Origin of the sequence: Photobacterium sp. 2_MG-2023 (genome assembly GCF_030547675.1) — a bacterium.
Lineage (GTDB): Bacteria > Pseudomonadota > Gammaproteobacteria > Enterobacterales > Vibrionaceae > Photobacterium > Photobacterium arenosum.
Map to the genome: position 1 here is coordinate 371,646 of NZ_JAUOQQ010000001.1, position 22,874 is coordinate 394,519.

The window sequence follows — 22,874 nt, forward strand, 5'->3', positions numbered from 1 at the left end:
GACACAAGAAACTAAAAAGCCAGCCTGGCAATCCAGGCTGGCTTTTTATGACAGAGGCATGAGCTGTGTTCAGCGCTGAGGTGGGTTACTCGTTAACCGCAGATTGAGAGAGTTGGACCTGATAATCAAACTCCAGACTCAAATCTGAGGTGGGTACTGACCGGCAGGCAAGTATTTCTCCCGGTGCGACAAAGGCCATCGCCTCGCGCTGATCCACCTGGCCTGCTATCAGTTTGCACCGGCAGGCCCCACACATTCCATTGCGGCACTGGTACTCAGGCTGTAAACCTGCACGTTCCAGTTGGACTAATAAGGGTTCATCGTTATTACCATAAACCTGCTGTCCGTTAACCGTAATGGCCAATCGGCTCATAGTTCAAAGTCACCCAGATCGTCAGCACTGACGTCGTTATCAATCTGACCAACCAGATAAGAACTGATTTCCGCTTCCTGTGGTGCAACCTGTACGTTGTCAGAGGACAGCCAGGCGTTAATCCATGGAATTGGGTTTTGAGTGGCGCCAGGGTAGGCGGGTTTCAGGCCAACTGCTGTCATACGCAGGTTGGTGATGTATTCAACGTACTGGCAAAGAATGTCTTTGTTCAGGCCGATCATAGACCCATCTTTGAACAGGTACTCCGCCCATTCTTTTTCCTGCTCAGCGGCATCTTTAAAGATGTCGAAGCTCTGCTGTTCACACTCACGGGCAATGTCAGCCATCTCAGGATCATCCTGACCGGTACGCATCAGGTTAAGGATATGCTGAGTGCCTGTCAGGTGCAGGGCTTCATCACGAGCGATCAGCTTGATGATTTTGGCGTTGCCTTCCATCAGCTCACGTTCAGCGAAGGCGAAAGAGCAGGCAAAGCTGACGTAGAAACGGATAGCTTCCAGCGCGTTGACCGACATCATGCACAGGTACAGTTTTTTCTTTAACTCGTGCAGGCTGACCACAACGGTTTCCCCGTTGACCACATGCTCGCCTTCACCCATACGGTGATAATCGCTGGTGTCCTGGATCAGTTCGTCGTAGTAACGGGAAATATCCGCCGCGCGTTTAATAATGTGCTCATTTTCAACGATATCGTTAAATACCACAGCAGGATCGTTAACGATATTGCGGATAATGTGCGTGTAGGAACGCGAATGGATGGTCTCTGAGAATGACCAGGTTTCAATCCAGGTTTCCAGTTCAGGAATAGAAACCAGTGGCAGCAGGGCAACGTTTGGGCTGCGTCCCTGAATGGAATCCAGCAGGGTTTGGTATTTCAGGTTACTGATGAAAATGTGGCGTTCATGCTCAGGCAGATTGTTGAAGTTAATGCGATCACTGGATACATCAACTTCTTCCGGACGCCAGAAGAAAGATAATTGTTTTTCAATCAGTTTTTCGAAAATCTCGAACTTTTGCTGGTCGTAACGTGCAACGTTAACCGGCTGACCAAAGAACATAGGTTCATGCAGCGGGTTGTTGTTAGTTTTACAGAAAGTACTGTATGCCATTGTGTCCTCAGCATCAAAGGGGAGCCGAAGCTCCCATTTGTTTTTGTTAGTTATTAAATCTTGCAGCTGGTGCAGTCGTCTGCAGCGACATCGCCCTGCGCATCAGAAGCACCATCGCGGGTGTTGTGATAATACAGAGTTTTAACGCCGAGTTTATACGCTGTCAGCAGGTCCTTGAGCAAGAGTTTCATTGGCACTTTGCCACCTGGCTGAATGCTCGGGTCGTAGTTGGTATTAGCGGAAATCGCCTGATCGACGAACTTCTGCATGATACCGACCAGTTGCAGGTAGCCATCATTGCTGCCAATGTTCCAAAGCAACTCATAGTTGTCTTTGTACTTATTGTATTCAGGAACCACCTGCTTCAGGATGCCATCTTTAGACGCTTTGATGGAGACGAAACCACGAGGCGGCTCAATACCATTTGTCGCGTTAGAAATCTGAGAGGATGTCTCAGACGGCATAAGAGCAGACAGCGTCGAGTTACGCAGGCCGTGAGTCATGATTTCCTGACGCAGCGCATCCCAGTCATAACGCAGTTCCTGACCACAGATTTTGTCCAAATCTTTCTTATAGGTATCAATGGGCAGGATACCTTTCGAATAGGTGGTTTCATTGAACGCCGGGCAAGCGCCGCGCTCTTTGGCCAGGCCAACAGAAGCTTTCAGCAGGTAGTACTGAATGGCCTCAAACGCCTGGTGAGTCAGGTTGTTCGCACTGCCGTCTGAATAACGCACACCGTGTTTTGCCAGATAGTAAGCAAAATTGATCACACCAACACCCAGAGTACGACGGTTCATGGTCGCACGACGAGCTGCAGGCAGCGGATAATCCTGGTAGTCCAGCAGGGCATCCAAAGCGCGGACAGTCAGCTCAGCCATTTCCTCCAGCTCATCCAGGTTCTCGATAGCACCCAGGTTGAACGCAGACAGAGTACACAGCGCGATTTCACCGTTTTCATCTTCTACGTTGCTCAGCGGTTTGGTTGGCAGCGCGATTTCCAGGCACAGGTTAGACTGGCGAATTGGCGCAACAGCCGGGTCAAACGGGCTGTGAGTATTACAGTGGTCAACGTTCTGGATATAAATACGACCAGTAGACGCACGCTCTTGCATCAGCAGAGAGAACAGATCGATGGCTTTTACTGTTTGCTTTTTGATGCTGTTGTCTTGCTCATACTTCACATACAGGCGTTCAAACTCTTCCTGATCGGCAAAGAATGCATCATATAACCCAGGTACATCCGACGGTGAGAACAGAGAAATGGTCTCGCCTTTGATCAGACGGGTATACATCAGTTTGTTGATTTGAACACCGTAATCCATGTGGCGGACACGGTTTTCTTCAACACCACGGTTGTTTTTCAGTACCAGCAGAGATTCAACTTCGCGGTGCCAGATTGGGTAGAACAGTGTGGCAGCGCCACCACGAACGCCGCCCTGAGAACAGCATTTTACCGCAGTCTGGAAATACTTGTAGAACGGAATACAGCCGGTATGGAAAGCTTCGCCGCCACGGATTTCAGAGCCCAGGGCACGAATACGACCTGCGTTGATACCGATGCCCGCACGCTGGGAAACGTAGCGAACAATCGCGCTGGCGGTTGCATTGATAGAATCCAGGCTGTCATCACATTCAATCAGTACACATGAGCTGAACTGACGGGTTGGCGTGCGCACACCAGACATAATAGGTGTAGGCAGGGAAACCTTAAACAGGGACACAGCATCATAAAAGCGCTTGATGTAGTCCAGACGCGTATCTTTCGGATACTTACTGAACAAACACGCTGCAATCATAATGTACAGAAACTGGGCACTTTCGTAGATTTCACCGCTGACACGATTCTGGACAAGGTACTTACCTTCTAACTGCTTCACTGCAGCATACGAGAAGTTCATGTCGCGCCAGTGATCGATATAGTCATCCATCACTGCCATTTCTTCGGCAGAATAATCTTCGAGCAGATGCTTGTCGTACTTACCCTTGTCGACCATTTTACTGACATGGTCGAGCAGTGTAGGTGGCTCGAACTGACCATACGCTTTTTTACGCAGATGGAAGATAGCAAGGCGGGCAGCCAGATACTGGTAATCTGGCGACTCTTCCGAAATCAAGTCAGCAGCTGCTTTAATGATGGTCTCATGAATATCTTCTGTTTTGATACCATCGTAGAACTGGATATGAGATTTCAGCTCAACCTGCGACACTGACACATTTTCCAGACCTTCAGCGGCCCAGGTAATGACACGGTGGATCTTGTCCAGATCGATGCGTTCTTTGCGTCCATCACGCTTGGTTACAGTTAGCTGTTGATTCATTTTTAATCGTTTTCCCAGTTTTCCCTGATCTATAGTGCTTTTTTGCAATTTTATTAAAAAAGTAAAAGAAGATTGTGATCTTCGTTACACTTAAAATGATAGACCAAAACACTATATGTTGGGGTGTTAAGCCATGTGGCAAACAAGATAGTGGTGAGGATACGAATTTGCAAGCTGGTATTTTTTGACCGCTTGTGGATAACATGGGGATGTAAAACGGATAGTTAGTGCGTACTCACCTATTTCATCAGACTTGCCAGTGTCATAGGAAAATGCAAACAAAAAGCACCTGTTTTTTCCGCCGGAAAAATTTTTTTTCCCTTGATTTTTCCTGATTTTCCGCTCTATTTTTGCGTGCAGCATGATTGGTTAAAAAAGGCGCTTTCGTTACGATTATGTTGTTCCAGTATGGGGATGAGTGCGGCGGGTTCAGGCAGGATCGCCTGAGCTTGCCACAGGTCGGGATGATGCTCATCACCTATGTATCCCCATCCTGCGACAGCACCTGGCATGCGTGCGGCTCGCGCGGCAATCATGTCCTTTTCAATGTCACCGACATACAGGCAACTTTCAGGTGGGATGTTAAGGAGCTGGCAGGCATGCCAGAGCGGATCGGGGTGTGGCTTGGCTTTGTCTAATGTGTCGCCACAAACGACAACTTCTGCTTCGGACAAAACAGGGAAGTAGGGAAGCAGGCGCTGAGTGAGAAACTCAGGTTTATTTGTCATTATCCCCCATGGTACTTTATTTTTATTCAAATAGGATAAAAGTGTATCAATTCCACTATACATTGATGTTTTTAAACAAATTTCATCATGGTAGTAATCAAGGAACTGTTGTCTGAGGTGCGTGGGGTTCAGATGCGCGGGTATTGTGCCAAATCCCGCTTTTATCAAGCCATTGGCACCGTAACTGGTATTCGCCTGGATTTGCGCTGCGGTCAGTGGCTGAACATCATAATCTGCAAGCACTCTGTTAGCCGCTCTTGCCATATCCGGAGCGGTATCAAGCAAGGTGCCGTCCAGGTCAAAAAGTACAGCGTCAATCCGATACCCCAACATAGGCCGTGTCCTTATCTCAAAGGCTGATAAAACGTGTGCAATGAATGTGCTTAAAGCATATCAGCAAAAAGGCGAAGTCGTAGGATTATGGGCATAATCCGGGTATTGGATCAAACGAGGCAGAAAGGTGAGGTCAGCCAGACCAGAATGACCAGCCTGGCTGCGGTGTGACAGGTTACTTATTCTGGTTTCACTGTGTGCAGGATATAATTCACGTCCACGTTACGGCCCAGCTTGTAGGTGTCGGTAAGTGGGTTGTAGTGCAAACCAGTAATATGGCGGTCTTCGAGCGCAGTCAGATCAACCATCGCCATCAATTCTGACGGACGAATAAACTTTTTGTGATCATGCGTACCTTTTGGGACCAGTTTCATGACCTGCTCGGCTCCGACAATCGCAAATAAATAGGATTTCATGTTCCGGTTCAGGGTTGAAAAGAACACATGGCCGCCAGGCTTCACCAATCTGGCACAGGATGCAATCACAGAGGCGGGATCCGGCACATGTTCCAGCATTTCCATACAAGTGACGACGTCGTACAGTCCGGGGTGCTGTTCAGCATGTTCTTCAACCGTTTGCTGGATGTAGTCCAGCTTAGTGCCGGTTTCCAAAGCATGCAGACGAGCCACAGTTAATGGCTCTTTACCCATGTCTAGGCCCGTAACATCCGCGCCTTCTCTGGCCATACTTTCGGCCAGAATGCCGCCGCCGCAGCCCACATCGAGGATTTTTTTGCCAAACAGTCCGCCGGCATGGTCGATCACATAGTTTAAGCGCAGTGGGTTAATCTGGTGCAGAGGCTTAAACTCGCCTTCCAGATCCCACCAGCGTGATGCCATTTCTTCAAATTTACTGATTTCTGCCGGATCGACATTTAACTGCTTGGTCATTATTGCTCGCCATTTCCATTGATGTCAGAGCGGGCATTATAGCGAAAGACGGCTGACATGAAATGCTTGTTTGCCTAACCTAGCTTTGTCGCAAGAAAATACAGTGATGCTGGTGAATCTTTGGCCTGTCGCTGTTTTTCTGTATTAAAAACCTTCACTTGATGTCGGAGGATGGCCCAAGGATTGCACAGAAGGACAAGAGTTTATTTTCAATTCGCAAAATTACTCACAAGAAAGGCACTGAAAGGTGTGCCTATTAAGTGGGAAATATGCTATATTCCCGCACCTTGCACGTATAAAAATACGACAGAATCTACCTGAGGGATAGTGGCTCCATGAGCGATCTTGCAAAAGAGATCACGCCGGTAAACATTGAAGAGGAGCTGAAAGGCTCATACCTCGACTACGCGATGTCAGTCATCGTGGGTCGTGCTCTTCCTGATGTGCGTGATGGCCTGAAGCCGGTACATCGCCGCGTACTATTCGCGATGAACGTACTCGGTAATGACTGGAATAAACCATACAAAAAATCTGCCCGTGTTGTGGGCGACGTGATCGGTAAATATCACCCTCATGGTGATAGTGCGGTATACGACACTATTGTTCGTATGGCACAACCTTTCTCCCTTCGTTATATGCTGGTTGACGGCCAGGGTAACTTCGGTTCCATTGATGGCGACTCAGCCGCAGCAATGCGTTATACCGAAGTGCGGATGAGCAAAATTGCTCACGAACTGCTGGCCGACCTGGATAAAGAAACTGTCGACTTTGTTGACAACTACGATGGCACAGAGCGTATTCCTGCTGTGTTGCCAACCAAAATTCCTAACCTGCTGGTTAACGGTGCGTCCGGTATTGCCGTAGGTATGGCGACCAATATTCCACCGCATAATTTGGGTGAGGTGATTGACGGCTGTCTGGCATTTATGGACAACGATCAAATTACCATCGACCAGCTGATGGAATATATACCTGGCCCCGATTTCCCGACAGCGGCGATGATCAGTGGCCGTAAAGGTATTATTGACGCTTATAAAACGGGGCGCGGTAAAGTTTACATGCGCTCTAAAGCCGATATTGAATCAGACAAAAATGGTAAAGAAACCATCGTTGTCACAGAGATTCCCTATCAGGTCAACAAAGCGCGTCTGATTGAAAAAATCGCTGAACTGGTCAAAGAGAAAAAAGTTGAGGGCATCAGTGCACTGCGTGATGAGTCTGATAAAGACGGTATGCGCATTGTTATTGAGTGTCGTCGTGACGCTGTGGCTGAGGTGGTACTGAATAACCTGTATGCACAGACTCAGCTGCAGACTACGTTCGGTATCAACATGGTGGCGCTGGATAAAAATGGCCAGCCTAAGCTTTTCAATCTGAAAGAGATGCTGGAAAGCTTTGTTAACCACCGCCGTGAAGTTGTGACACGTCGTACCATCTTTGAACTGCGTAAAGCGCGTGAGCGTGCACATATTCTGGAAGGTCTGGCGATTGCACTGGTCAATATTGATGAAATCATCGATCTGATCCGTCAGGCGGCGACGCCGCAAATTGCCCGTGAAGGCCTGTTGGCCCGTCCATGGCAATTGGGTGACGTAGCAGCCATGCTGGAACGTGCCGGTGTGGATGCGGCTCGCCCTGAGTGGCTGGCTGCTGAGCTGGGTGTTCGTGATGGTATGTATTACCTGACGGAACAACAGGCACAGGCAATTCTGGATCTGCGTTTGCACAAGCTGACCGGTCTGGAACACGAGAAGATTCTCGACGAGTACAAAGGTCTGTTGACTCAGATCGAAGAGCTGATGCTGATCCTGAGCAGTGCTGAGCGCTTGATGGAAGTGATTCGTGGTGAACTTGAGCTTGCCCGAGAGCAGTTCAATGATGTTCGCCGTACCGAAATCACAGCGGCCAGCCACGATATCGATCTGGAAGATCTGATCACTCAGGAAGACGTGGTGGTGACTTTGTCTCACCATGGCTATGTGAAATATCAGCTGCTGGCTGATTACGAAGCACAGCGTCGCGGTGGTAAAGGCCGAGCAGCAACGCGTATGAAGGATGAAGACTTCATTGAGCGTCTGCTGGTTGCCAATACCCACGATACTATCCTGTGCTTCTCAAGCCGCGGCCGGATGTACTGGCTGAAGGTTTATCAGTTGCCGCAGGCTAGCCGGACAGCACGTGGCAAGCCGATTGTGAATATTCTGCCGCTGGAAGAGAATGAGCGTATTACCGCGATTCTGCCGGTGAAAGAATATGAAGAAGATAAGTTTATCTTCATGGCAACGGCCGACGGTACGGTTAAGAAAACACCGCTGACTGATTTCAGCCGTCCTCGCAGCGCCGGTATTATTGCCGTGAACCTGCGTGAAGGTGACTCACTGATTGGTGTGAATATCACAGACAGCAGCAATGACATTATGTTGTTCTCTGCCGCCGGTAAAGTGGTGCGCTTCTCTGAAGAACAAGTGCGTGGCATGGGCCGTACGGCGGCAGGTGTCCGCGGTATCAAGCTGGCCAATGACGACAAAGTGGTGTCGCTCATCGTACCTGGCAATGAAGGCGATGTGCTGACTGTGACTGAAAACGGTTACGGTAAGCGTACCAGCCTGGAAGAGTACCCAGCGAAGAGCCGTGCAACTCAGGGTGTTGTTTCCATCAAAGTCTCCGAGCGTAATGGCTCTGTGGTCGGTGCAGTTCAGGTACAGGAGGGTGATGAATTCATGATGATCACCAATGCCGGTACTCTGGTGCGTACCCGTGTCGCAGAAGTCAGCCGCGTAGGTCGAAATACTCAGGGGGTTACCCTTATCCGTACAGCAGAAGATGAACAAGTTGTTGGTCTTCAGCGTATTGAGGAACCTGAGGATGACGAGTTGCTGCAAGTTGACGGCGAAGAGGTTGTGGCGGAAGTGACAACGGATACCGATGCGGTATTGCCTGAAGAAGGCGATGAAGCCAAAGACAGCAGCGAAGACTGATTGTTAGCTTAACCTTAAAAACGCAGCTCAAGAGCTGCGTTTTTTTATAACATTTTTTTAGCAAAATGCCTCTCTTGTTTGTTTCGCTGGCGTTTATCGGTATTTTTTATTGTTTACTCAACAAAAAAGGTTTTCAGCAACGAATGAAAGGTGTAAAAAAATAAAACACAGATCCGGTTATTCATGATGTTGATAACAGGGTCACCACATTTTCGCAAAGCAGGAGCATGTTTCTCATCATGGATAAGGTTTATAACTTTTGTGCAGGTCCAGCAATGATGCCAGCAGAAGTGTTGGTAAAAGCCCAACAGGAATTGGTGAACTGGAATGGTCTGGGAACCTCGGTCATGGAGATCAGCCACCGAAGTAAAGACTTTATCGCTGTAGCAGAACAGTCTGAGCGCGATTTACGTGACCTGCTGACTATTCCTGACAACTATCATGTTCTTTTCTGCCACGGTGGTGCACGGGCACAATTTGCTGCCGTGCCGATGAACCTGCTGGGCGATGCCACCACGGCGGATTACATTGATGGCGGTTACTGGGCACAGAGTGCTGTTGACGAAGCCCAGAAATATTGCCAGCCGAATGTTATCGATATCACTTGCGAGCGTGATGGCAAAAAAGCGGTTCTGCCGGCGAGTGACTGGGCGCTGACTGAACAGGCGGCCTATGTGCATTTCTGCCCGAATGAGACTATCGACGGTATTGAGATCCGTGACTTGCCACAGACGGACAAGCCGATTGTTGCCGATATGTCTTCTACCATTTTGTCGCGCAAAATCGATGTGTCACTGTACGGGGTGATCTACGCCGGGGCGCAGAAAAATATCGGCCCTGCTGGCCTGACAATCGTGATTGTTCGTGATGATTTACTGGGTCTGGCCAAAGACATCCTGCCAAGCATACTGGATTACAAAGTGCTGGCAGAGAAAGAATCTATGTTTAATACACCACCCACCTTTGCCTGGTATCTGGCTGGTGAAGTGTTCAAGTGGCTGAAAGCCATCGGTGGCGTAGAAGTGATGCAGGCGCGCAATGAAGCGAAAGCGAAATTGCTTTATGATTTTATTGATCAGTCTGATTTTTATCGCAATGAGGTGCATCAGGCTAACCGTTCATTGATGAATGTTCCTTTCCAGCTGAAAAATGCGGAACTGGATAAAGCCTTCTTGCAACAGGCGGATGCCGCGGGTTTGAAAGCTTTGGCTGGCCACCGTGTGGTTGGCGGTATGCGGGCCTCTATTTATAACGCGATGCCGATTGAAGGCGTGCAGGCGCTGGTCGATTTCATGGCGGTATTCGAACGCGACAATGCCTGAGTAAAGAACCTCTGCCGTCAAGCCGCCTGATAAGGCGGCTTGTTTGTTTATACCTGGCGATTGCCGCTGAAGGTCAGTTGAGCGCCGTGGAAGTGGACTTTGAACAGTCTTCTTCTCAGATCGCAACGGATCGGTTCAGTATTGAAGGGACAGCGCAGTATGTTAATGGCTCGCTGTCTGTGAATGGCGTTGAATTGCTGATGATCTCAATGGTTCACCTGGAGGACGGCCTGACGAAAGCCTCCTCGGACGGGCAGTGGGTTGAGCTGGAATGTTATTTTGATGGCTCGGCCGGCAGCCAGTGTCGTCTGGATGACTAGCGGGATTCAGGCAGTGTAAATGACCCTGTCACAAGGTTTCGCAAGCAGGGTTTATCCCCTGTCAGGCTCAGTCTGGCGCGGGATGGCGCGTTTTGAGCCCTGGGATGACTAGCATCACTTCGAAATATTGGTTACTCTGCGGAAACGCAAATACAACAGGATAGAAAAATCACCCAATGGAGAGTTTAACTTTACAGCCAATTCAGCGTATTGACGGGGAAGTGAACCTGCCAGGTTCCAAAAGTGTGTCTAACCGGGCGCTCTTGCTGGCAGCACTGGCGAACGGCACGACGCGTCTGACGAATCTGCTCGACAGTGACGATATCCGTCACATGCTCAATGCTCTCACCAAGCTGGGCGTTTCGTATCAGCTTTCAGAGGATAAAACCGTCTGTGAAGTACAGGGACTGGGTCAGGCATTTCATGCCAAACAGCCGCTCGAGCTGTTTCTGGGCAACGCGGGTACGGCTATGCGTCCGTTAGCTGCGGCCTTGAGTTTAGGTTCGGGTGAGTATGTGCTGACCGGAGAGCCGCGGATGAAAGAGCGCCCGATTGGCCATTTGGTCGACGCACTGCGCAGTGCCGGCGCGGATATTACTTACCTTGAAAATGAAGGTTTCCCGCCGCTGAACATTAAGGGAGCCGACCTCAAAGGCGGTGAAGTAGAGATTGATGGCTCAATTTCCAGCCAGTTTCTGACTGCATTTCTGATGACCGCACCTCTGGCGTCAGAAGAGACAGTGATCCGTATCAAAGGTGAGCTGGTTTCTAAACCCTACATTGATATTACCCTGCACATCATGGCGCAATTTGGGGTACAGGTCGAGAACGACAACTATCAGCGCTTTATCGTAAAAGGTGGCCAGCAGTACCAGGCACCGGGTGATTTTATGGTAGAAGGAGATGCTTCTTCCGCTTCATATTTTCTTGCTGCCGCAGCCATTAAAGGCGGTACTGTGAAAGTTACCGGAATTGGTAAATCCAGTATCCAGGGCGATACCCAGTTTGCTGAAGCACTGGCGGCTATGGGTGCTGAGATAGAGTGGGGTGATAACTATGTCATCGCCCGTCGCGGCACGCTTCATGGTGTGGATATGGATTTTAACCATATCCCGGATGCGGCCATGACCATTGCCACAACGGCATTGTTTGCTGAAGGGACGACGGCTATCCGTAATGTCTATAACTGGCGTGTAAAGGAAACGGATCGTTTATCCGCCATGGCAACTGAGCTGCGTAAAGTGGGCGCGACAGTCGAGGAAGGCGAAGATTACATTATCATCACACCTCCGGCGCAGTTGCAGCATGCTGCCATCGACACTTACGACGATCACCGCATGGCGATGTGTTTTTCGTTAGTTGCGCTGAGCGAAGACACACCGGTGACGATTAATGATCCCAAGTGTACCTCAAAAACGTTCCCGGATTACTTTGAGAAACTGGCCGCATTAAGCCATTGATCCACTTCCTCAGATTTGTCCCTGTCACCCAGCTTAAGGCTGGGTGATTTTTTTCCCGACTGGAAGTGCCTCCAGGGCAAATTTACCGTATAATACGGCCCGCGTTGAAACAGCAAGTTTGCTGAAGGTTTAACAAATTCGGAGAATTCTATGTCTACAAACGCACCAGTGATCACTGTTGATGGGCCAAGTGGAGCCGGTAAAGGAACACTTTGCATGCTGTTGGCAGATAAGCTGGGCTGGAATTTACTGGATTCTGGTGCTATTTACCGAGTACTGGCACTGGCAGCAATTCATCATGGTGTAGAACTGGACTCTGAAGCCGCATTGGTTCCACTGGCTGCGCATCTGGATGTGCAGTTCCTTGCAGAAGGCGAACTGGTGAAAGTGATTCTGGAAGGAGAGGACGTCTCTACCACATTACGTACTGAAGACGTTGGCAATGCAGCGTCAAAAGTTGCGGCATTGCCTCGGGTGCGTGAAGCATTGTTACGCCGCCAGCGTGCATTTAGCGGAGAGCCTGGCCTGGTTGCGGATGGACGTGATATGGGTACAGTGGTTTTTCCTAACGCTGAAGTAAAAATTTTCCTGGATGCCAGCGCCGAAGAGCGCGCCAAACGCCGCATGAACCAGTTGCAACAAAAAGGCTTAAGTGTTAACTTTGACAGTCTTTTAAGCGAAATTCAGGAGCGTGATGATCGCGACCGCAACCGTGCTGTTGCGCCATTACGCCCCGCAGCAGATGCTTTAGTGCTAGACTCTACGCATCTGTCGATTGAGCAAGTGACCGAACTGGCGCTGGCTCACATTGAAGAAAAATTGTCGGCTGAGAAATCGGCCTGATGGTATGTCGGTGTCAAGGAATGATAACTGACTTTGTTTTCAACCCCATGCGGTAGGATACCCATGGTTGTTCATATACTGAAGATTATTTAAATGACTGAATCTTTTGCTCAACTCTTTGAAGAGTCTCTAAAAGAAATCGAAACACGCCCTGGCGCGATCGTTAAAGGTACTGTAGTTGCCATTGAGAACGGTTTCGTTCTGGTTGACGCTGGCCTGAAATCTGAGTCAGCTATTCCTGCTGAGCAGTTCAAAAATGCTGCTGGTGAGCTGGAAATCGAAGTTGGCGTTGAAGTTGACGTAGCTCTGGACGCGATTGAAGACGGTTTCGGTGAAACTCAACTTTCTCGTGAGAAAGCGAAGCGTCACGAAGCTTGGATCCAGCTTGAGAAAGCTTACGAAGATGCTGAAACCGTTATTGGTATCATCAACGGTAAAGTTAAAGGTGGCTTCACTGTTGAGCTGAACGGCATCCGTGCGTTCCTGCCTGGTTCTCTGGTTGACGTTCGTCCAGTACGTGACACTGCTCACCTGGAAGGCAAAGAGCTAGAGTTCAAAGTTATCAAGCTGGACCAGAAGCGCAACAACGTTGTTGTTTCTCGTCGTGCTGTTATCGAATCTGAAAACAGCGTTGAGCGTGATGAGCTGCTGGCTTCTCTGCAAGAAGGCATGGAAGTTAAAGGTATCGTTAAGAACCTGACTGACTACGGTGCATTCGTAGATCTGGGCGGTGTTGACGGCCTGCTGCACATCACTGACATGGCTTGGAAACGCGTTAAGCATCCATCAGAAATCGTTAATGTTGGTGACGAAATCAACGTTAAAGTTCTGAAGTTCGACCGTGAGCGTACTCGCGTATCTCTGGGTCTGAAGCAACTGGGTGAAGATCCATGGGTTGCTATCGCTAAGCGTTACCCAGAAGGTACTAAGCTGTCTGGTCGCGTAACTAACCTGACTGACTACGGCTGCTTCGTTGAAATCGAAGAAGGCGTTGAAGGTCTGGTACACGTGTCTGAAATGGACTGGACCAACAAGAACATCCACCCATCTAAAGTGGTTAACGTGGGTGACGAAGTTGAAGTTATGGTTCTGGACATCGACGAAGAACGTCGTCGTATCAGCCTGGGTCTGAAGCAATGTAAAGCTAACCCTTGGCAGCAGTTCGCTGAAGCACAAGCTAAAGGCGACCGTGTAACTGGTAAGATCAAGTCTATCACTGACTTCGGTATCTTCATCGGTCTGGACGGTGGCATTGACGGTCTGGTTCACCTGTCTGACATTTCTTGGAATGTTGCAGGCGAAGACGCTGTTCGTGACTTCAAGAAAGGCGACGAGATTTCAGCAGTTGTTCTGGCTGTTGATGCTGAGCGTGAGCGTATCTCTCTGGGCGTTAAGCAAATCGAAGAAGACCCGTTCAACAGCTTCGTAGCTCTGAACAAGAAAGGTACTCTGATAAACGGTAAAGTGCTTGCCGTTGATGCTAAAGGCGCAACCATTGAGCTGGCTGAAGGCGTAGAAGGTTACCTGCGTGCATCTGAAGCTTCTCGTGACCGCGTAGAAGACGCAACTCTGGTTCTGTCTGAAGGCGATTCAGTTGAAGCGAAGTTCACCGGTGTTGACCGTAAGAACCGCGTTATCAACCTGTCTGTACGTGCGAAAGACGAAGACGAAGAGCAAGAAGCAATGGCTAGCCTGAACCAGCAGGACGAATCTGCATTCGGTAATGCTATGGCTGACGCGTTTAAAGCGGCTAAAGGCGAATAATTTGCCCCAAGGGGGGAAGCATTTTCCCCCTTAACGGTTATACTATTGAGAAACATACTAAAAACGGGGTGATTATGACAAAGTCTGAATTGATCGAAAGGCTGTGCAGCCAACAAACTCATCTTTCTGCCAAACAGGTAGAAGATGCGATCAAGGAAATCCTTGAGCATATGGCAACAACCCTTGCTGAAGGGGACCGTATTGAAATCCGTGGCTTTGGTAGTTTCTCTTTGCATTACCGTGCACCGCGCGTAGGGCGTAACCCGAAAACCGGTGATAAAGTGGAATTGGACGGCAAGTACGTTCCTCACTTTAAACCTGGTAAAGAGTTACGTGACCGCGTGAATGCACCGAATGCAGGATAATCGTATTTAGCACGAAAAAACGGCATGCTGTAAGTATGCCGTTTTTTTATGTCTGTTGATCATGGTCTGATGAGTCGTTTTACTGCATAATCTAATCATCAAGTTTTTGATCTAGTGAGAGGATTCACGATGAAAATAGTAGGCATTATTATCTTGATAGCGTGTTTTTTACTAACGCTGGCGCTGGGTGCGCAGAATCAGGTGATGGTTGACTTCGATTTTCTGATAGCCAAAGGACAATTTCAGCTATCTACGCTTTTAGGTGCGACCTTCGGTATTGGATTTGCAATTGGTTGGTTGATTTGTGGCTCTATGTATCTGAAAGCCCGCTTCACAAAAAATCGTTTAACAAAAAAAGTCGCCAAACAAGAAAAAGAACTAGAGCAGTTGCGTTCTGTAGAGACCGCCAAGGAATAATCACTTCATGCTAGAGCTGTTGTTTCTGTTACTTCCTATTGCCGCAGCATATGGCTGGTACATGGGTAACAGAAGCGCGAGTAATAAGCGGCAGGAAAAGTCTCATCACCTGTCACGCCAATATGTGACAGGCCTGAACCTGCTGCTCTCTGATCAGTCTGATAAAGCTGTCGATTTGTTTATTGAATTATTACAGGTTGATAGTGAAACGATAGATACTCACCTTGCCCTGGGGAACCTGTTCCGTAGCCGGGGTGAAGTTGATCGCGCTATTCGCATTCACCAAAACCTGATTGCCCGCCCGAACCTGACTATTGACCAACGTAACCTGGCATTGCAACAATTGGCTAAAGACTATATGGCTGCCGGGTTCTTCGATCGCGCAGAAAAAATCTTTGAGCAGTTGCTGGACGAGCCTGATCACAGAGAAGGGGCGTTGCAGCAGTTACTGACGATTTATCAGCAAACCCGAGAATGGGATAAAGCGATCGAAATGGCCAGTCAGTTGGTCAAGATGGGTAAAAATAAGCTCAGGCATGATATAGCGCATTATTGGTGTGAGCTGGCCATGCTGGAACTGAGCGCGCATAATTCAGAAAAAGCCAAGCAACTGCTGAAGAAAGCACTGTCTGCCGACAAACACTGTGTACGTGCCTCAATCAGCACCGCCCGGATTCTTATCGCTGAAAAGAATTATAAATCTGCAGCGCAGCAGCTGGAAAAAGTCGCCGAGCAGGATGTGGATTACATTAGTGAAACCCTGCCAATGTTGCTGGAATGCTATGAAGCGACTCACAATGAGGATGGCTGGATAAAGTATCTTCACCACTGTGTTGACAACCATGCCGGGGCGACCGCTGAACTGATGCTTGCGGATGAGATTGCTCGTCATGAAGGCGCTATCATGGCGCAATCCTTTATGACGCGACAACTGCTGAAGAACCCAACGATGAAAGGCTTCTATCAGTTGATGGATTATCATCTTGATGAAGCAGAAGAAGGCCGCGCCAAGGACAGTTTGTCCACGTTGCGCAGCCTGGTCGGTGAACAATTGAAAATGAAACCACATTATCGTTGCGGTAAGTGCGGTTTTGAAAGTCATTCACTTTACTGGCAATGCCCGTCCTGCAAAGGGTGGGGGGCAGTGAAACCCATTCGAGGACTGGATGGGGAGTAATGGCGACAAAGAGAATGTAAATTTGAAAGGGCTGATCACTGTGTGTGCTGGCCCTTTCTTTTGAAGATAGCAATGCAGAACAGAAGTCTAGGAGAAAGCATGTTAGACCCAAAAGTGATAGTGGCACTGGATTACCCTACTCAGGATGCGGCACTGGCCTTTGTTGACCGCATTGAGCCAGGCAGCTGCCGACTGAAAGTAGGCAAAGAAATGTTTACTTTGTTTGGGCCGGACTTTGTGCGTAAGTTACACGACAAAGGCCATTCCGTCTTTTTGGATCTTAAGTTTCATGATATCCCGAATACCTGTTCCCGTGCGGTGAAAGCGGCGGCCGAACTCGGGGTGTGGATGGTGAATGTACACGCCAGTGGTGGTGAGCGCATGATGAGCGCCTCTCGTGAGATTCTGGAGCCTTACGGTAAAGACAGGCCGCTGTTGATTGCCGTCACTGTGCTGACCAGCATGGAAGCACAGGACTTGGCCGGGGTGGGTATCTCCTGCTCACCAGAAGAACATGTACTGAATCTTGCGACTCTGACCAAGAACAGTGGGCTGGATGGCGTGGTATGTTCAGCACAGGAAGCGAGTCTGCTGAAGGCAAATCTGGGTGCTGAATTTAAACTGGTGACGCCGGGAATTCGCCCTGCCGGCAGTGCCGCGGGTGATCAGCGCCGTGTGATGACTCCTGCAGAAGCGGTGAAAGCAGGGTCAGATTATCTGGTCATTGGTCGTCCTATCACTCAGGCTGACGATCCGGCTGCAGTGCTGGCCGAGATCAACCGTTCTCTTCTGGCGTAATTTTCTCTTCCTATACTGCCTCTGTCTCTCTATGTCATCCTCGCTCCGGCGGGGTTGTTTTTACAGCACTTCAGGATGTTTCTTACACTTTTACTTGTAAGTACAGATAATAAAGCCGTAGAGAGCATGTGCTGGACTGGCAATCTCCACTCTGGCGGTTGGTTGGGGTTGCCATATTGATAGGGGTGATCGTTGGTTTGCAGCATGACTGGCTAACCAGTAATCAACAAGAAGGGCAGCGTGCATTCGGACTTGTTCATTGGCCGGCTTTCTGCGAGGGCTGATTGGTCATCAGGCGGGCATTTATTCGGCTGTTGATCTGAACATTACTGACTCTCAGTTAAACATGAATCTTCGCTGAGCGGCTGCTGGTCCGGGTGCTGCGATCGTGCGACGGCGCCGTAAAGTGACTGTCCAGCAGCTTCTGAGTCAACGGGTGCTGTGGCGCACTGAACACCTCCTGCGTTGCACCCTGTTCCACAACTTCTCCTTTTTGCATCACCATCAGCTTATCGCTGAAATGCTTAATCACGCCCATATGCTGAGAAACATAGATGTACGACAGCCCCATTTCCTGCTGGAGATCGAGCAGCAGGTTAATGATCTGAGAGCGTACTGACATGTCCAGCCCATTGAGTGCTTCGTCTGCCACGATAATACAAGGCTGCAGAATCAGCGCGCGAGCCAGTGATACCCGCTGTTTCTGACCGGTTGCCAGCATTTGCGGGTAGAAATAGGCATGTTCCGGCAGCAAGCCGACGCGCAGCAAAGTGGCCTTGATACGGTTCTCACGCTCCTGCGGCGTCATGCTGGTATTTCGTTTCAGTGGCCCTTCCAGGAGCTGACCAATTTGAATCCTTGGATTCAGCGAGGTATTCGGATCCTGAAATATCATGCGAATCAGCTTACAGCGGGTTTTGTAATCCTCGAAAGCCAATGGCTCGTCGTTGACCCTGATTTCACCACCCGAGGGGTCGACAACGCCTGCCAGCATCTTAGCCAGAGTCGATTTACCTGAACCATTTTCACCGATCAGAGCCAGGGTTTCACCCACCTCCAGGTTGAAAGATACCGGTTTGACAGCTTCTGAGCTGCGGCGGCGGAAAAAGCCGGAACGGTGGTGGTATTCTTTTCTCAGGTCAGTCACTTCCAATAGGGCACTCATGATTTAGGCTCCGGCATATTCAGCGGGAAATGGCAGCTGTATTTATGGTTTTTGACTTTCTTGCGCTTAGGGATTTCCACACACTTACGCTGTGCATAGGGGCAGCGCGGTCCCAGCCGGCAACCGATAGGCAAATGCTGCAACGGTGGAATCGAGCCGGGCAGCGTGGTGAGTTTACTCTTATGCGGAATATCCTGGCTGAAATCCGGCATGGCCTGCAGCAAGGCGATCGTATAAGGGTGGTGCGGCGTGGTCAGTAACTGTTTACGGCTGCCGGATTCAACCGCCTGTCCGCAGTACATCACTGTGATCCGGTCGGCCCACTGGGTGACCGTTGTCAGGTCGTGGCTGACCAGCAGTATAGTGGTGTTATTGAGCTGGTTCATCCGGCTCAGCAAACGGAAAATCTGCGCCTGTGTGATGGGGTCCAGATCGTTGGTGGGCTCATCGGCAATCAATAACCGTGGCCGGTTGGCAATGGCCATCGCTATCATGATTTTCTGGCACTCACCGTCAGTCAACTGATAGGGATAACTGCTCATAACGCGTTTATGGTCTTTTATGCCGACCTTGTGCAGCAGGGCTATCGCCTGTTTCTGACGCCAGTGGAAGCGCTGCCAGAAGGTACCATTGAAAGAGCTGCGCGGAATGGCTTCTTCCAACTGCTGGCCCACATGCTCAGAGGGATCAAGGCAGGAAGAGGGTTCCTGAAAGATCATCGCAATTTCGCGGCCCACCACTTTGCGGCGTTCGCGCGGAGACAGTGCCTGAAGATCAATATCGCCAAGGCGTAAGCGGTCGGCACTGACCCGCCAGTTGTCTTTAGTGACACCGGCGATAGCCTTCGCGACCAGACTCTTACCTGACCCTGACTCGCCAACCAGTCCGCGAATTTCACCTTCATTCAGTGTCAGGCTCATGCGCTCAACGGCTTTGACCATGCCCTGAGGCGTTTCAATTTCAATGGTGAGGTTTCGTATATCGAGCAGTGGCATCAGTCGACTCCTGCATTAATTGCCTGACGGAGACCTTCTCCTACTAAGTTTACCACTAAGATGCTGAAGGTGATGGCCAGGCCGGGCAGGGTCACTGTCCAGGGTGCCAGATAGATCAATTCGATGGAATCACCCAGCATGGCACCCCATTCCGGTGACGGAGACTGTGCCCCCAGCCCCAGAAAGCCCAGCGCCGCGATATCTATCATGGCGATAGAGATCGCCCGGGTCAGCTCACTGATAATAACGGGCTGAATATTTGGCAAAACAGAGTAGTACAGCAGGTAGAAACTGTTCGCACCGTCTAGCCGCGCTGCAATGATGTACTCTTTTTCCATCTCATCGTGGACAGCAGAGTATATCGCACGGATAAAACGCGGGATCAGCGCCAGCCAGATTGCCAGCAGAATACTGGTCATGCCGGTACCCATGTAGGCAATGATGATAATGGCAAGCAGCAGCGACGGTATCGACAACACAGTATCCAGTACGTGGTTAAGGATACTGGACTTCAGCCCGCGAGTCATACCTGCCAGTACGCCTATGATTATGCCCAGGATCGCCGAAGCCAGTGCCACAAGCAGCGCGTAGCCAAAGGTCAGCTGGCTTCCCAGCAGAATTCGGGTGAAGAGATCGCGGCCCAGATCATCAGTACCGAAGAAAAATTCCACATGTCCACTGGCGTCCCAGGAAGGGGGCATCAGAAACTCGCCCACTTGCTCTCCCGGCCCGTAGGCAACCATTAACGGGGCGAAGATTGTTATCAGCAGCAGGAAGCCAAGGCACCACAATCCAAACACCGCCAGAGAATTGGCCTGATAATTTTGCCAGGCCCGTTCCCATTGCGTCGGAATCTTATGTTCCTGATATATATTATTTGATGGCATACCATTCCTTACGGGTCAGTGGGTTCACCATAGCGCCCGCCAGGTCAGAAAGAATGTTCGCGAACAGAATGAATCCACCGACAGTAATCACACCGGCCTGAATGGCTACATAGTTTTGTGTGGCAATGGCGTCCAGCAACCAGCGGCCTATACCGGGCCAGTTGAAAATGGACTCTGTTAACATGGCGAAGGTCATCATGGTTGAAAACTGCATCCCCAGTTTGGGGATAATTGGCGGAATGGCATTTTTCAGGGCATGCCGGATGATGATCTCCCACATTGACAACCCTTTGGTTTGCGCAACCCTAATGAAGTTTTGCTGCATGACATCGGCAACAGAAGCACGGGTCAGACGTATCACTTCGGTCGTTGGTGCTATGGCCAGCACTAATGTCGGTAATACCAGATGGCGGATGACATCGATCAGTGCGGCTGAACGATAGCTCACGTCAGACAGAAACACATCGATCAGGGCAAAACCTGTCACGGAATCAATCTGGTAGAGCAAGTTATAGCGCCCGGCAACAGGCAGCCAGCCAAGCTTGAGCGAAAACAGCATAATAAACAGCATGGCCAGCCAGAATAACGGCAGGGAATAACCCACCAGTGTCAGGGATGAAATGCAGGTATCCACCCAACGGCCACGCTTGACGCCTGCCAGTGTGCCAAGCGGGATGCCAACAATCAGCGACAGAATAAAGGCGAAAAAGCACAGCTCCAGTGTGGCAGGGAACACCTGGAGAATCTCTGACAGAATAGGTTGCCCTTCCTGATTCAGCCCGAGGTTACCCACCATCAGGTTATCGAGATACAGCAGCCAGCCGGGCCAAAATTCGTGAAGATTCCAGTAGCTGGACGGCTCAATACGTAAAATGCTGTAGCCGATCAAGGTGAGTATGAACAGGGTGATCAGAAACAGATTCAATCGGCGAATGGTATAGATAAACATCAGTTATTCGCTCCGGTACACATTAGAGAATGAGCGAGTACCGAACGGACTCAGATGCAGCCCGTGCAGAGATTTATGGTGGATCTGATAATGAATACCGTGCGCCAGCGGAATAATCGGCACTTCGTCGCGTAATATTCCCTGAGCATATTGGTAGTAGTCCATGCGTTGATCCAGCTTAGTGGTGCGTGACGCCAGTTCCAGCAGGTTATCAAACTGAAGGTTGCACCAGTTAGCGACATTCAGGCCAGCTTGCTTGGCGCTGCACGACAGCAGCGGGCGCAGGAAGTTATCCGGATCGCCATTATCCGCCACCCAGCCAGTCAGGGTCAGATCTATGCCTTTCTGGGCCACCGAACCTGGCCGGAGCGGCCTGTCCTGTAACAGTAAGGTGATATCAACCCCCACTGCCCGTAAGTCAGCCTGGATTAACTCGGCCGTTTTGCGCGGGCTGGGGTTGTAAGGCCTGGGTTCCATTGGAACGGCAAGGATCAGGTGCAGGTTATTACTGTAGCCAGCCTCTTTCAGCAATGCCATGGCTGTGTCCGGGTCATAATTGACGTCTGTCAGATGAGCATCATGTGCCCAGGACATGGGTGGCAGCAATGTTTTGGCCTTGGTACCCGTGCCGTAGTAGACAGAATCAAGCAGGTTCTCACGGTTAATGGCCAGATTGAGCGCCTGACGTACCCGAACATCCTGCAAAGCGGGGATATTATTATTGATGGCCAGAAAAGCAACGTTCATGGCTGTCTGGGCAATCAGTTCGAAGTCCGGGTTATTTTTAATCACAGGTAACTGACTGGCAACCGGCGAGGAGAGAACATCACACTCATGATTGAGAAGCTTGGCCAGTGATCCTGTGCCGCGAGACGAAATATCAAACACCACCTGATTCATGAAAGGCGCACCACGCCAGTAAAAAGCATTACGTTTCAGCCGGATCAAATCATGCGGATGATATTCAGCCAGATAGAATGGGCCAGTGCCTACCGGTTTGGTATCAATGTAGTCAGGATGGCCTTCACGCAGCAGCTGATCAGCGTATTCTGCTGAATGAATGGCCGCGTACGAACTCGACAGGGTAGATAAAAAGGCATTGTCAGGCCGGGTGAGAGTGAATCTCACTGTGCTGGTATCAAGGCTATCAATACTGTCAATCAGCTGGCCGAATGACTGACTTTCGAACCAGGGATAATGACCGCCAGAGACAGAATGATAAGGGTGCTTGGGGTCGATTACCCGCTTAAAGCTGAATACCACGTCTTCGGCATTAAAGTGCCTGGTAGGTGCAAAATTTGCGGTCTGCTGAAAGCGCACATCTTTTCTGAGAGTGAAGGTGTACTCCAGACCGTCCTCACTGACGCTCCAGCTACTGGCAAGCGCAGGTTGCGGCAGATGACTGATAGGATCAAGCTGGAGCAGACGGTCAAAAACCTGAGCGGCCAGACTGTCTGCGGTATGTCCGCCATCGGTTAACTGCGGGTTAAAGGTCCAGGGTGTATCCTGACCACAATAAATAAACCCCCATTGGCGTATGGTGTTATCGTGTTGTGGCTGTGAACAGGCCGTCAAACCCAGCAATCCGGCACAGGTGAGCAGCAATCGGAAACAGGCGTTCATAACAACGCTCTTATCTAAATGGTGTCGAGAAAAAAC

20 protein-coding genes are annotated in these 22,874 nt (G+C 49.9%); 10 read left to right on the forward strand and 10 right to left on the reverse strand.

Annotated features, from left to right (window positions below; all coding sequences use genetic code 11):
- Window positions 1-85: 85 nt before the first annotated feature.
- The 5 genes from Q4491_RS01710 to ubiG form a co-directional block, all read right to left on the reverse strand.
- Window positions 86-373, reverse strand: a complete 288-nt coding sequence (locus Q4491_RS01710) for a 2Fe-2S iron-sulfur cluster-binding protein (protein ID WP_303453761.1) — start codon at window positions 371-373, stop codon at window positions 86-88.
- A complete protein-coding gene (gene nrdB, locus Q4491_RS01715; RefSeq protein ID WP_027253377.1) occupies window positions 370-1,503 on the reverse strand; it encodes a class Ia ribonucleoside-diphosphate reductase subunit beta in 1,134 nt (377 codons plus the stop codon). Before nrdB ends, Q4491_RS01710 begins: the two co-directional genes overlap by 4 nt.
- A gap of 53 nt (window positions 1,504-1,556) precedes the next feature.
- Complete coding sequence (gene nrdA, locus Q4491_RS01720) at window positions 1,557-3,824, reverse strand: class 1a ribonucleoside-diphosphate reductase subunit alpha (RefSeq protein WP_192015314.1); 2,268 nt, start codon at window positions 3,822-3,824, stop codon at window positions 1,557-1,559.
- Between the two features lie 344 nt (window positions 3,825-4,168).
- Window positions 4,169-4,885, reverse strand: a complete 717-nt coding sequence (locus tag Q4491_RS01725; protein WP_225445107.1) for an HAD family hydrolase — start codon at window positions 4,883-4,885, stop codon at window positions 4,169-4,171.
- A gap of 179 nt (window positions 4,886-5,064) precedes the next feature.
- Window positions 5,065-5,775, reverse strand: coding sequence for a bifunctional 2-polyprenyl-6-hydroxyphenol methylase/3-demethylubiquinol 3-O-methyltransferase UbiG (gene ubiG, locus Q4491_RS01730; protein WP_192015315.1), 711 nt, complete (start codon window positions 5,773-5,775; stop codon window positions 5,065-5,067).
- A gap of 335 nt (window positions 5,776-6,110) precedes the next feature.
- On the opposite strand from ubiG, the gene gyrA reads away from it, so the two are divergent.
- The 10 genes from gyrA (at window position 6,111) to pyrF (ending at window position 17,219) form a co-directional block, all read left to right on the forward strand.
- Window positions 6,111-8,753 carry a DNA topoisomerase (ATP-hydrolyzing) subunit A gene (gyrA, locus tag Q4491_RS01735; RefSeq protein ID WP_218383110.1) on the forward strand — a complete coding sequence of 881 codons (2,643 nt, stop codon included), beginning with the start codon at window positions 6,111-6,113 and terminating at the stop codon, window positions 8,751-8,753.
- Window positions 8,754-8,992: 239 nt separating this feature from the next.
- Entirely contained in the window at window positions 8,993-10,075 is a 1,083-nt protein-coding gene (serC, locus tag Q4491_RS01740) for a 3-phosphoserine/phosphohydroxythreonine transaminase (protein ID WP_218383114.1), read from the forward strand.
- 77 nt (window positions 10,076-10,152) lie between these two features.
- Window positions 10,153-10,395, forward strand: coding sequence for a hypothetical protein (locus Q4491_RS01745; RefSeq protein WP_303453776.1), 243 nt, complete (start codon window positions 10,153-10,155; stop codon window positions 10,393-10,395).
- Window positions 10,396-10,571: 176 nt separating this feature from the next.
- Window positions 10,572-11,855, forward strand: a complete 1,284-nt coding sequence (aroA, locus tag Q4491_RS01750) for a 3-phosphoshikimate 1-carboxyvinyltransferase (RefSeq protein ID WP_192015319.1) — start codon at window positions 10,572-10,574, stop codon at window positions 11,853-11,855.
- Window positions 11,856-12,005: 150 nt separating this feature from the next.
- The gene (gene cmk, locus Q4491_RS01755) at window positions 12,006-12,698 is read left to right on the forward strand and encodes a (d)CMP kinase (RefSeq protein WP_237796043.1); all 693 of its coding nucleotides are present in this window, start codon (window positions 12,006-12,008) and stop codon (window positions 12,696-12,698) included.
- Window positions 12,699-12,791: 93 nt separating this feature from the next.
- Window positions 12,792-14,462, forward strand: a complete 1,671-nt coding sequence (gene rpsA, locus Q4491_RS01760; RefSeq protein WP_192015321.1) for a 30S ribosomal protein S1 — start codon at window positions 12,792-12,794, stop codon at window positions 14,460-14,462.
- Between the two features lie 74 nt (window positions 14,463-14,536).
- Window positions 14,537-14,827, forward strand: a complete 291-nt coding sequence (ihfB, locus tag Q4491_RS01765; protein ID WP_027253366.1) for an integration host factor subunit beta — start codon at window positions 14,537-14,539, stop codon at window positions 14,825-14,827.
- A gap of 129 nt (window positions 14,828-14,956) precedes the next feature.
- Window positions 14,957-15,244 carry a LapA family protein gene (locus Q4491_RS01770; RefSeq protein WP_046219696.1) on the forward strand — a complete coding sequence of 96 codons (288 nt, stop codon included), beginning with the start codon at window positions 14,957-14,959 and terminating at the stop codon, window positions 15,242-15,244.
- Between the two features lie 7 nt (window positions 15,245-15,251).
- Window positions 15,252-16,421 (forward strand): lipopolysaccharide assembly protein LapB, encoded by a 1,170-nt coding sequence (gene lapB, locus Q4491_RS01775; protein WP_192015322.1) that lies wholly within the window; start codon window positions 15,252-15,254, stop codon window positions 16,419-16,421.
- A 99-nt stretch (window positions 16,422-16,520) separates the two neighbouring features.
- Window positions 16,521-17,219 (forward strand): orotidine-5'-phosphate decarboxylase, encoded by a 699-nt coding sequence (pyrF, locus tag Q4491_RS01780; RefSeq protein ID WP_192015323.1) that lies wholly within the window; start codon window positions 16,521-16,523, stop codon window positions 17,217-17,219.
- Window positions 17,220-17,559: 340 nt separating this feature from the next.
- On the opposite strand, the gene Q4491_RS01785 is transcribed toward pyrF, so the two are convergent.
- Genes Q4491_RS01785 through sapA form a run of 5 tightly spaced genes read right to left on the reverse strand, consistent with a single transcriptional unit; the run spans window position 17,560 to window position 22,838 of the window.
- Entirely contained in the window at window positions 17,560-18,384 is an 825-nt protein-coding gene (locus Q4491_RS01785; RefSeq protein ID WP_192015324.1) for an ATP-binding cassette domain-containing protein, read from the reverse strand.
- Window positions 18,381-19,379 (reverse strand): oligopeptide/dipeptide ABC transporter ATP-binding protein, encoded by a 999-nt coding sequence (locus Q4491_RS01790; protein WP_192015325.1) that lies wholly within the window; start codon window positions 19,377-19,379, stop codon window positions 18,381-18,383. Before Q4491_RS01790 ends, Q4491_RS01785 begins: the two co-directional genes overlap by 4 nt.
- A complete protein-coding gene (sapC, locus tag Q4491_RS01795; protein ID WP_192015326.1) occupies window positions 19,379-20,266 on the reverse strand; it encodes a putrescine export ABC transporter permease SapC in 888 nt (295 codons plus the stop codon). The genes Q4491_RS01790 and sapC overlap by 1 nt, the downstream gene beginning before the upstream one ends.
- Window positions 20,253-21,215 carry an ABC transporter permease subunit gene (locus Q4491_RS01800; protein ID WP_192015327.1) on the reverse strand — a complete coding sequence of 321 codons (963 nt, stop codon included), beginning with the start codon at window positions 21,213-21,215 and terminating at the stop codon, window positions 20,253-20,255. The genes sapC and Q4491_RS01800 overlap by 14 nt, the downstream gene beginning before the upstream one ends.
- 3 nt (window positions 21,216-21,218) lie before the next feature.
- The gene (gene sapA / locus Q4491_RS01805; protein WP_303453806.1) at window positions 21,219-22,838 is read right to left on the reverse strand and encodes an ABC transporter substrate-binding protein SapA; all 1,620 of its coding nucleotides are present in this window, start codon (window positions 22,836-22,838) and stop codon (window positions 21,219-21,221) included.
- Window positions 22,839-22,874 lie beyond the last annotated feature (36 nt).